Origin of the sequence: Furfurilactobacillus entadae (genome assembly GCF_045862745.1) — a bacterium.
Taxonomy (GTDB): domain Bacteria; phylum Bacillota; class Bacilli; order Lactobacillales; family Lactobacillaceae; genus Furfurilactobacillus; species Furfurilactobacillus entadae.
The window spans coordinates 1-8,863 of sequence record NZ_BQXN01000038.1 but is presented as its reverse complement, the minus strand read 5'-3'; the positions used below and the strand labels follow the sequence as shown (position 1 = coordinate 8,863).

The following is an 8,863-nucleotide window of genomic DNA, read 5'->3' as shown; positions in this document are numbered from 1 at the left end:
CTCAATAGTGTGGTGATGATGGCACAAAGGATACACCCGTTCCCATGCCGAACACGGAAGTTAAGCTTTGTCGCGCCAAGAGTAGTTGGGGGATCGCTCCCTGCGAGGGTAGGCCGTCGCCATGCATTATTCCGGCATAGCTCAGTTGGTAGAGCACCTGACTGTTAATCAGGTTGTCGACGGTTCGAGCCCGCCTGCCGGAGTTGACAAGTGAAAATGGAGAGTTGTCCGAGTTGGCCGAAGGAGCATCACTGGAAATGATGTAAGCGGGTAACAACCTGCTTCAAGGGTTCGAATCCCTTACTCTCCGTTTTATGACCCCTTGGTCAAGTGGTTTAAGACACCGCCCTTTCACGGCGGTAACATGGGTTCGAATCCCGTAGGGGTCAATTTAACATTATGGAAGATTAGCTCAGTTGGGAGAGCGTCTGCCTTACAAGCAGAGGGTCACAGGTTCGAGCCCTGTATCTTCCATTTCATGATGGTCCCATGGTCCAGTTGGTTAGGACGCCTGCCTGTCACGCAGGAGATCACGAGTTCGAGTCTCGTTGGGACCGTTATCCATCTTAATAGTAGTAATAGCAGGTATGGCTCGGTAGCTCAGTCGGTAGAGCAATGGATTGAAGCTCCATGTGTCGGCGGTTCGATTCCGTCCCGCGCCATTTGTTATGGCGGAATAGCGAAGTGGCTAAACGCAGCGGTCTGTAAAACCGCCCCGAAAGGTTCGTTGGTTCGAATCCAACTTCCGCCATTTATAGGGATATAGTTTAACGGTAGAACGTCGGTCTCCAAAACCGCCGGTGCGGGTTCGATTCCTGCTATCCCTGCTTATTAAATATTATGGCGGTATTGGTGAAGTGGTTAACACACTGGTTTGTGGATCCAGCACGCGTGAGTTCGATTCTCACATACCGCCCTTTTATTGGGATATAGCCAAGTGGTAAGGCAACGGACTTTGACTCCGTCATGCGCTGGTTCGAATCCAGCTATCCCAGTTAGGATTTGGTCATCATGGTGGTATAGCCAAGTGGTAAGGCAGAGGTCTGCAAAACCTTCATCACCGGTTCAAATCCGGTTACCACCTTTCACGTCGAAAGGGCGTGTAACAGTTTGATAATTATGCCGCTGTGGCGGAATTGGCAGACGCGCTGGACTCAAAATCCAGTTTCCTTTACCGGAAGTGTGGGTTCGACCCCCACCGGCGGCATCTTGGACCCCTTCATGGGGTCTTTTTTTGTGCCTTTGAAATACCTATGTACCGGCGTTAGCGCCGGTGTAACAGTGTTTCTAGGTGTTACGTTAAATGCTATGTTCGTGCCTATACATCGCTGAAAATGGCTCCAGATAGCTAGGAAGTTTCCCTTTTTGTTTCCCTTTGATCGTTTTAGGGGGTAAAAGGGAAACTTTAGGGAAACACACCCATGATGAGCCTTACTCTAGCAAGGGGTTTCAGCTTTCTAACTTTTGAATTTTTTGCTTATTCCCGACTGCTTGGCTTAGAGAAGCAAGAGCCTGGCCATCTTCGGCACGTTTGTGGTTCTTTAACAAGTGTGAATATGTGCTTAGGGTCGTTTGAATTGACGCGTGGCCTAAGCGTTGTGAGACGTACTCAATTGTGGACCCAGTGGATAACAGGTAACTAGCGTGTGTATGCCGCAAACCATGAAAGGTAATGCGGTTAATGTCGAGTTGCTTACATAATTGGTTTAGTTCTTTGGTAGTGGCTGTTGAATCGGGAACCCAACCGCGTGTAGTGATAAAAACTGAATTACGCGGATTACTAAATTCATATAGTGATTGACTGATCTTAAAGTCATGTAAGAATGATAGCAACTCATCATTTACACGGATTATCCGTTTAGAAGCTTCATTCTTAGTAGGCTTGAACCCATACACTTGAAAATCCCATGATTTATTAATATCAACCGTTTTAAAATTAAAATTAATGTCGTCCCAAGTCAATCCAGCAACTTCACCAATTCGTAAACCAGTATAAAGAGCAGTGGTAATCATTGCACGGACGACATGTTGCGCACTAGGGGACTTTTGTACGGCGTTGAGTAGTTTGATCATCTCATCTTCGTCTAAATACTTGGAACGCTCGTCACGGCCCTTAGAACCGCCGAGAGTGGCATTATAGGTGAAGTCTTTATCAATGACGCTATCTTGGATAGCGTCGCGTACACATTCCCGAATCTGCACATTAAGCTTCTGAACGCTAGATTTAGCATGTGGTTGACCACCGTTACTGCCATACGCAAAGCTATTCAACATTTCTTGGTAGTCAGTACGGGTGATGTCGCCAATGTTTTGCACTGGGAAATAGGCCATGAGCGTATTAATGGTAGATCGGTAACGCCGCTTTGTAGCTGGTGCAATAATGGGCTCTTTAAATGTCTTGTACCAATTCATGTAATAATCAACAAAGCGCTGCGTTGACTGCCCCAAGTTGATACTCTTAAGCATTTTAGCTTCCTGTTCAACTGCAAAAGCTCTAGCTTCACTCTTAGTTTTGAATCCTTGTTTCGTTAACCACTTCTTTGAACCGTTATCCTGGTAGGCAATCTTTACCTGCCATCCTGTACCACGTTTGATAAAACTAGCCATATTATTTTCTTCCTTTCGATTGCGCGTAGGCAGACGGCAAATTTGAAAGGGTTGTTGTATCACCTTCTTTCAAGTAAAATAGTATTCGAAAAGCACACGTGGATAACGTGTTATCTAACTGGCACACATCTTTCTTCTTGGCGGGAGGGGATGTGTGCTTTTTTAGTTTGCAATCATTAATTGTAGTTAAATTTAGACATTCCTCTTGAAGAGAAACGCTCGGAGAATACAAAAAAGTTAGACACTAAACGGGTGTTAGTTCTGCTTGGTGATATCCCCTTTAGCAGACACTGTATAAAAATCACCCTGGTTATTATTCAGAGAAATATATGGAATATATCCTTTTGGAGCGGGGTTGGGGTTGGGATTGCCATTTTCATCATAACCGGAATGAGCACCACCAAATGTTCCACCAACAACAGACCAACCTTGATCACCTAATTTTTGTGTTATTAACTGTGTGGCTTCGTCAGCATTGTGCACTACCCAGGCAGACTCATCGCTATTGGATTCTGCTGACGAGGTTTGAGAACTCTGGGAGCTAGAAGCATCCACTTCACTAGATTGGTTCGTGATAGATGAACTAATAGAAGACGTGGAACCTTCAGATTGTGATTTTTTGTGCTCGGATTTTGCTGCATGACTTGATGGTTTACTTGATCTCGATGAGTTTGAACTACTTGCTTTGGTAGTACGACTACTGTTGCCACATGCTGCAAGAGTGATAGTGGCGAGCATGATAGTTGATAATGTCACTATTTTTTTCATGTTAAAACCCCTAGAATGATTTCAGCTTTTATAGTCAGTCAGTCTTTGGACTTAAACTAAAACTTCCGCCAGGCGAGTTGCACACCTGATGACGATCTGTCACGGAAACCTACTAGTAGCTAATTGGTAATCCATAGTTCGGGGGGAACAAGGACGGTGAGAACATAGGGGTGCTACTAGCAATGGACCTAGTTGGACTCGAACCAACGACCGGACGGTTATGAGCCGTCTGCTCTAACCAACTGAGCTATAGGTCCGCAAAGTCCATCCGAGAGGGTGGGCTTTTTTATTTATGCGAAAATTGTCTGTCGAAATACTGCACTATAGCAACCAGATCATAACCTTTTTGAACAGCTTCTTCACCGCTATAGGTATATCCAAATTGTGTTGTTGGTCCACCAGCTAATAATTCAGCTGCTGTGCGTAAAAGAATAGGTCTAATATCAATTGGCTGGGTCATAAAGTTCTCCTACTTCAATAATTCGTATTTTTTAAGAATGTTTCAACAAATGCTTGGACTCGGCACACCTGAAAGGTATGTAATTTACAGCTTGAGAAGCTGTTTCTTTTTAGCTTCGAATTCTTCTTCTGTGATTGCACCAGAATCCAAGAGCGTTTTGAATTTGGCAATCTCATCAGCATCAGAAACAGAATTAGGTGTGGTTTGAGACGTTTTAAGGTTATGAATATTCTCTTGAATAAAATCGTAAACATTTTGAGCGTCTGTAACAGTTTGCTTTTTAAAAGCACGCAGAATCACTGTGTTTTCATCACGCATGGCCTTTGTACTGGACCCCAAAAGGCTTACCTTTTGGTTGGTAGCAAGTTCTGCATTGGTGATTAGTTGAAGGTAACCGTTAGCTAACATCGTAGGATTCCTGTATTCAACAGCTTTTAAGTCTTGGTAATAAATCGTTCTATCACCTTTAATGCCTTGGGTAATGAAAGCACCAGCACCTTTTCTGGAGATAGTGACTTTTTCATTATCTGCAACAATTGTTCCATTGGTTCCTTTAACGGTGAGTTCTTTTTTCATAAGTATTACACGCCTTTCTATGCTTTCAGCTTTTAATGTCATTAGTGTTTGGACTGCATTGTTAGCGAAGCATTGTGGCATTTAGTGCAGGATCAAGTTCTATCAAATAGTTGTCGGTCTCTACAGTTTGACCGTATTTATCTACATAGTATTGGATGGCCGCAATTGTATATTCGGGTGATACACCAAAATATCCGGCCAAGCTGTCAATATTATCTATATCATTTGACAAAGCTCTACCGAGTTCATCAATAGGCACAGCAATTTCATAGCCACGTTTTCTGGCGCGTAATTCTTGTTGCCAGTTTTTTGGATTACTGTAGTCAGTAATGTTTCCGACAGAAGTTTCAACATGCCCGATTTCTTCAGCTAGCACTTCGACTTGATGTATTTCAGACATGGCGGGATTCAAATAAACAGTTGTGTTAAACGTTAAAGCAGACGTAAGATTCGGAAAGTGCGGATCAAAAGTAAAATGAATACCAGAAAAACGATTCATTAAAATTTCAGATTTGAGCAACGTTATACACCACCTTTAATCATCTTGATGTTTTGATTTAATATAATCAATATAATCCAAAATCTGCTTAACTTCTTCTGGACTAGCGTCGTCATCAATATGGGCGGCTATCAAATCAGCAGTTTGTGTTTTCGTTTTATCAGAAACTAGATCGTCCATACTTATCTCGAAATGATCGGCTAGCTTCTGCATTGATCCAGACCTTGGCATTTTTTGGCCACGTTCCCAGTCGCTGATTGTTGATTGAGACACGCCGATTTGCTCAGCCAGCTCGATAGAAGTTTCATTTTTTAGCTCACGATAATGCTTTAGGTTTTTTGAAATAACCATTTTCAGTTTGTCGTCATTCTGAATTGCCATTTTTATTCTCCTATATATGTATGGTGATATCGTATCACTTTTTGTGGTATTTTCAACTCATTTAGTAAAAATAATATAGCTTAAAGTAATATTGTTGTTGCATTATCGCTTTAAGCGATGTATTCTATTTACACAAGCAAAGGAGGTGAGTAGATGGCAGATGAAGAACGAATGACTTTAAAGGCACTTCGAGCTCGCATGGGAATGACTCAAAATGAAGCCGGAAAAGCGATTGGTGTTGACCGCAGTACATTAGCAAGATGGGAAAAAGATGCAAGTGAAATCCCTTTTAACATCACAGATACAATCTCGCGAGTTTACAAGTACCCAAAAGACCAAATTTTTTTTGGAAATAGTATTGCTTTAAGCGATAAGCTTAAAAACTTATGATTTTTTGATTTGAAAGAAGGGTGTACACATGAACGAATTACAAAACTTTAATTTTGAAGGAAGCAAAGTCCGGACGGTTATTGAAGACGGCGAACCAATGTTTGTCGGTAAAGATGTGGCAACTGTACTTGGGTATCAACGGTCCGCAGACGCGATTAGAACACATGTCGATGAAGAGGACAAAGGGGTCGGCGAATTTAAGACCCCTGGTGGAAATCAAATAATGACAGTCATTACCGAATCTGGTGTGTACTCGTTGATCTTTGGTAGTCATTTACCAGCGGCAAAACGATTTAAACAGTGGGTCACCAGCGAAGTTTTACCATCAATTCGCAAAACTGGCCAGTATCGGCAACGACCATTATCTGCGACCGAGCAAGCACATTTGGCATTACAAGCCACTGCTGAAATTGATGATCGGTTGACCACGTTAGAAGATACTATGCGAGTTTCAGGCCCGCAGGAAATGCAGCTAAAGGACGCTGTTACTAAACGTGTGCTTACGGCATTAGGTGGCAAGGATTCAGCAGCATACGTGACCATTGGTCGTCGAGGTTTCCAGCAATGTTGGCATGACTTTAAGAAGCATTTCCAGTTACCACGATACAGTGAGTTGCCACGGATTCAATTCAGTGAAGCAATGAACTTCATTGAAATGTGGGCACCGGACACTGAAATGCGGTTAGCAATTCAGAAAGCCAACGCACAGGAAAGACTTTTTGATTAAAAAACAGCTATAAAAAGCAGATTAGAAAGCGGGCCAATATATGGCATTGAAAAAGTTTACTGGACCACCGCCGGATGAAATGGTAGATGAAAGCACATTGCTTAACGACGTATTACACATGAGCAAGAAGATTTGGGATAACCAATGGCATTACAAGGCGGGCCTGCCATATATGGATTATGGCGTAGATGGTCGGCGTTATTGGGCGAGTGAAGTCGTCAAATTCATGAAGAAGTTTCAGAAAACGAACTAAGCGTAGGCAGACGGCTTTTCATGACAGGAAAACGGAGGAGGACTAACTAATGATCTGGGCGGGTCAAAGGGAGTTATTCAATATGATAACAGCGCATGTACTACAAGCCATCATGGCTGATTCAAGCACTTACTGGACATTTGCATTACTGGTCGGCGGCGGGGTTGTGGTGTGGTCAACGTTTGGCGATCACGCTGAACGAGTCATCAACTGGCTAGATAATGCCTGGGACAAATTACTTTGTCACTTGTAAATAAAAAACGCCAGCCGAATGGCTGACGACAGTTTATCCCATATGTGGGTGATGCTGAACGTAACTAATGATAAATGCGATTACCTTTTCTAGCCATGCAATCGTTTCAGCTGGGTGAAATACTACGCCGGCTATAGTAACGTCGAGTAATCTTTCCCATATGTAATCGTTAAAGAAGCGTTCACTTGGCGCAATCTTTTTTAGAACAGATGAGAAAAGGAGGAAATCCTTTACATGAGTGGGTTCATGAATTTTGTTTATTATTTCCTGAGTTTCAGCGTCGTTTATCCGTTCTTTGCTTTCATCTTTTCTATCGTCAGATGGATGCTCAATGGGTTCGGTAATGGTAGCAGTGGCTGGAAAAGCTACTTCAAGAAATTCATGGGAATTAAGTAATGAAACAGGTAAATCGATTTTTGAAATGTTTTTAATTGATTGAACTAACGTGGTGTTTTCAATAGTTTGAGGTGAAAAAAGAGTCATCTCTGGAACTGTAGTCCCGAATTTTTGTATTGCAACAAGGGTAGAGGAAAGCTCTTTTGAAACGTCTAAGTGATCAATAGATAGCGACAGTTTGTCGAGATACTCGGCTGAGCTAAATTTGGTCAATAAATTAGTATCCAGTTTCGAGTGATTAAGTAATTCAGCTTTAATTGTTATTGAAGGATTAAATGTAGGCTTCGCATTGTATTCATTCGTCATTAAAAACACCTTCTATAATTGTTGCCTTCATTATCTCACATGAAAGGAGGCGAGCAAATGGAAATCGAAGAACTAAAAGTAGGCTTTCGTATTACTAACTTTAGAGAACTGAATGAACACATCGAAAAAGCTAATATGCTGGGCGAACTTTACCACAATGAATTACTCCAAGTTAACAAGTGGCAAGCACGGGTTGAACTAGATAAGGAGCGCAAATGAACACAAAGCTACTAACAATTGGCGTGCAGTCTATGCAGCCACACAAAAAGGCCAATCAGCACTGCAATGCTGGTCGGCCACTAACAAAAATTTTAATCGAGAACATTATCTACCGAAAGGGCGGTAAAAGCAAATGAATTTAGAAGAAGCAAATAAATACGTAGCGCAAGCGCAAATTGAAACGACGGAGCATTTCATTACGATTTTGGAAAACAGAATTGACCCGTTGAAAAGTCAGCTAATGGCAACACACAGCTTGTCGGAGCACAAAGCTGGACAAATGCAAATGGCAACGCTGATCTATGACGAGGTTAACAGCTACCTAAAAGAATTAAGGGAGGCCGCTAATGACTAATCCACGAGATTTAGAAAACAGTATGGTCGGTGAGCCAGTCGATGATCGTGTGCTTTTCGACCGTGACTTTAAAGGCTACGCGTTATATACGTGTGACGACGTGTACCAATTAATGCTAGATGGCCATGAGTATAACTTCAAGTCAGAAGACGCAGATGACCTGTTAAAACGGGTTCTTGAACGTAAATTCCATCAAATCTTAGCAGTGTTGAAAATCCAACAAGGCACTAACCTGGTTAGTATGCTGTTTCAAGATGGCGGGTATGAAACCGCATTTGAATTGTTAGAAGATCTTGGCGCAAAGCAAATCAACGAAGGGGATGCAGCTTAATGGCAACGATGTATGAACTAACTAACAGCTATCAGCAAGTGTTGGCGTTGCTTGAAGAATCTGATGACCAACAGGTTATCCAGGACACTTTGGAATCCATTCAAGGTGGTATTGAGGATAAAGGCGTTAGCTATGGGATTGTAGCCAAAGAACTTGATGGTCGCATTGATATGGCCGACAAGGAGATCAAACGTCTGCAAGCCTACCGTAAACGGTTAGCCGGCAACAAAAAGCACATGTCACAGTCCCTACTGAACTCGATGAACGTGGCGAACATCACTGCAATTGAAAATGTGAAGGCCACCAGCAAGATTCGTAAGAATCCGGTGAAGATGGTTGTTA

At 42.4% G+C, this 8,863-nt stretch carries 15 protein-coding genes, 13 tRNA genes and 1 rRNA gene; 21 read left to right on the top strand and 8 right to left on the bottom strand.

Annotation, left to right across the window (positions count from 1 at the left end):
• The first annotated feature begins 8 nt into the window (after positions 1-8).
• The 13 genes from rrf to ACKTR5_RS11360 all read left to right on the top strand — a co-directional run bounded on the left by rrf (position 9) and on the right by ACKTR5_RS11360 (position 1,207).
• Positions 9-125 (top strand): 5S ribosomal RNA (rrf, locus tag ACKTR5_RS11420).
• Between the two features lie 5 nt (positions 126-130).
• Positions 131-203: transfer RNA gene (locus ACKTR5_RS11415), tRNA-Asn, on the top strand.
• A gap of 15 nt (positions 204-218) precedes the next feature.
• A tRNA-Ser gene (locus ACKTR5_RS11410) sits at positions 219-310 on the top strand.
• Positions 311-316: 6 nt separating this feature from the next.
• A tRNA-Glu gene (locus ACKTR5_RS11405) sits at positions 317-389 on the top strand.
• A 12-nt stretch (positions 390-401) separates the two neighbouring features.
• Positions 402-474, top strand: a tRNA-Val gene (locus ACKTR5_RS11400).
• Positions 475-483: 9 nt separating this feature from the next.
• Positions 484-557 (top strand) — tRNA-Asp (locus ACKTR5_RS11395).
• Between the two features lie 32 nt (positions 558-589).
• A tRNA-Phe gene (locus ACKTR5_RS11390) sits at positions 590-662 on the top strand.
• Between the two features lie 8 nt (positions 663-670).
• Positions 671-751, top strand: a tRNA-Tyr gene (locus ACKTR5_RS11385).
• A gap of 5 nt (positions 752-756) precedes the next feature.
• A tRNA-Trp gene (locus tag ACKTR5_RS11380) sits at positions 757-827 on the top strand.
• A gap of 16 nt (positions 828-843) precedes the next feature.
• Positions 844-916: transfer RNA gene (locus ACKTR5_RS11375), tRNA-His, on the top strand.
• 7 nt (positions 917-923) lie between these two features.
• Positions 924-995 (top strand) — tRNA-Gln (locus ACKTR5_RS11370).
• Positions 996-1,013: 18 nt separating this feature from the next.
• A tRNA-Cys gene (locus ACKTR5_RS11365) sits at positions 1,014-1,084 on the top strand.
• Between the two features lie 37 nt (positions 1,085-1,121).
• Positions 1,122-1,207, top strand: a tRNA-Leu gene (locus ACKTR5_RS11360).
• A gap of 242 nt (positions 1,208-1,449) precedes the next feature.
• Here the strand turns inward: ACKTR5_RS11360 and ACKTR5_RS11355 are convergent.
• The 7 genes from ACKTR5_RS11355 to ACKTR5_RS11325 form a co-directional block, all read right to left on the bottom strand.
• Positions 1,450-2,607: a site-specific integrase gene (locus ACKTR5_RS11355; RefSeq protein ID WP_407881612.1), complete on the bottom strand. Its 1,158-nt coding sequence runs from the start codon at positions 2,605-2,607 to the stop codon at positions 1,450-1,452.
• A gap of 255 nt (positions 2,608-2,862) precedes the next feature.
• Complete coding sequence (locus ACKTR5_RS11350; protein ID WP_407881610.1) at positions 2,863-3,375, bottom strand: hypothetical protein; 513 nt, start codon at positions 3,373-3,375, stop codon at positions 2,863-2,865.
• A 183-nt stretch (positions 3,376-3,558) separates the two neighbouring features.
• Positions 3,559-3,632, bottom strand: a tRNA-Ile gene (locus tag ACKTR5_RS11345).
• Between the two features lie 29 nt (positions 3,633-3,661).
• Positions 3,662-3,835 carry a hypothetical protein gene (locus tag ACKTR5_RS11340; RefSeq protein ID WP_407881608.1) on the bottom strand — a complete coding sequence of 58 codons (174 nt, stop codon included), beginning with the start codon at positions 3,833-3,835 and terminating at the stop codon, positions 3,662-3,664.
• 84 nt (positions 3,836-3,919) lie between these two features.
• Positions 3,920-4,411 carry an SHOCT domain-containing protein gene (locus tag ACKTR5_RS11335; RefSeq protein WP_407881607.1) on the bottom strand — a complete coding sequence of 164 codons (492 nt, stop codon included), beginning with the start codon at positions 4,409-4,411 and terminating at the stop codon, positions 3,920-3,922.
• 61 nt (positions 4,412-4,472) lie between these two features.
• On the bottom strand, positions 4,473-4,931 hold the full coding sequence (locus ACKTR5_RS11330) for an ImmA/IrrE family metallo-endopeptidase (protein ID WP_407881605.1): 459 nt from the start codon (positions 4,929-4,931) through the stop codon (positions 4,473-4,475).
• A 15-nt stretch (positions 4,932-4,946) separates the two neighbouring features.
• Positions 4,947-5,291, bottom strand: a complete 345-nt coding sequence (locus tag ACKTR5_RS11325; protein WP_407881604.1) for a helix-turn-helix domain-containing protein — start codon at positions 5,289-5,291, stop codon at positions 4,947-4,949.
• A 153-nt stretch (positions 5,292-5,444) separates the two neighbouring features.
• On the opposite strand from ACKTR5_RS11325, the gene ACKTR5_RS11320 reads away from it, so the two are divergent.
• From ACKTR5_RS11320 to ACKTR5_RS11305, 4 genes are all read left to right on the top strand, one after another.
• Positions 5,445-5,681 carry a helix-turn-helix transcriptional regulator gene (locus tag ACKTR5_RS11320; protein ID WP_407881603.1) on the top strand — a complete coding sequence of 79 codons (237 nt, stop codon included), beginning with the start codon at positions 5,445-5,447 and terminating at the stop codon, positions 5,679-5,681.
• A 28-nt stretch (positions 5,682-5,709) separates the two neighbouring features.
• The gene (locus ACKTR5_RS11315; RefSeq protein ID WP_407881602.1) at positions 5,710-6,408 is read left to right on the top strand and encodes a BRO family protein; all 699 of its coding nucleotides are present in this window, start codon (positions 5,710-5,712) and stop codon (positions 6,406-6,408) included.
• A gap of 40 nt (positions 6,409-6,448) precedes the next feature.
• The gene (locus ACKTR5_RS11310) at positions 6,449-6,661 is read left to right on the top strand and encodes a hypothetical protein (protein WP_407881601.1); all 213 of its coding nucleotides are present in this window, start codon (positions 6,449-6,451) and stop codon (positions 6,659-6,661) included.
• Positions 6,662-6,743: 82 nt separating this feature from the next.
• The gene (locus ACKTR5_RS11305; RefSeq protein ID WP_407881599.1) at positions 6,744-6,914 is read left to right on the top strand and encodes a hypothetical protein; all 171 of its coding nucleotides are present in this window, start codon (positions 6,744-6,746) and stop codon (positions 6,912-6,914) included.
• 33 nt (positions 6,915-6,947) lie between these two features.
• Here ACKTR5_RS11305 and ACKTR5_RS11300 read toward each other — a convergent pair whose 3' ends face one another.
• Entirely contained in the window at positions 6,948-7,616 is a 669-nt protein-coding gene (locus tag ACKTR5_RS11300; protein WP_407881597.1) for a hypothetical protein, read from the bottom strand.
• A gap of 57 nt (positions 7,617-7,673) precedes the next feature.
• Here ACKTR5_RS11300 and ACKTR5_RS11295 point away from each other — a divergent pair, with 57 nt between their 5' ends.
• From ACKTR5_RS11295 to ACKTR5_RS11280, 4 genes are all read left to right on the top strand, one after another.
• A complete protein-coding gene (locus ACKTR5_RS11295) occupies positions 7,674-7,835 on the top strand; it encodes a hypothetical protein (RefSeq protein ID WP_407881595.1) in 162 nt (53 codons plus the stop codon).
• Between the two features lie 133 nt (positions 7,836-7,968).
• Complete coding sequence (locus ACKTR5_RS11290; protein WP_407881593.1) at positions 7,969-8,190, top strand: hypothetical protein; 222 nt, start codon at positions 7,969-7,971, stop codon at positions 8,188-8,190.
• Complete coding sequence (locus tag ACKTR5_RS11285) at positions 8,183-8,521, top strand: hypothetical protein (protein WP_407881591.1); 339 nt, start codon at positions 8,183-8,185, stop codon at positions 8,519-8,521. The genes ACKTR5_RS11290 and ACKTR5_RS11285 overlap by 8 nt, the downstream gene beginning before the upstream one ends.
• Positions 8,521-8,863: siphovirus Gp157 family protein (locus tag ACKTR5_RS11280; protein ID WP_407881589.1), on the top strand; the 343-nt coding region annotated here is incomplete at its 3' end. The genes ACKTR5_RS11285 and ACKTR5_RS11280, both read left to right, overlap by 1 nt.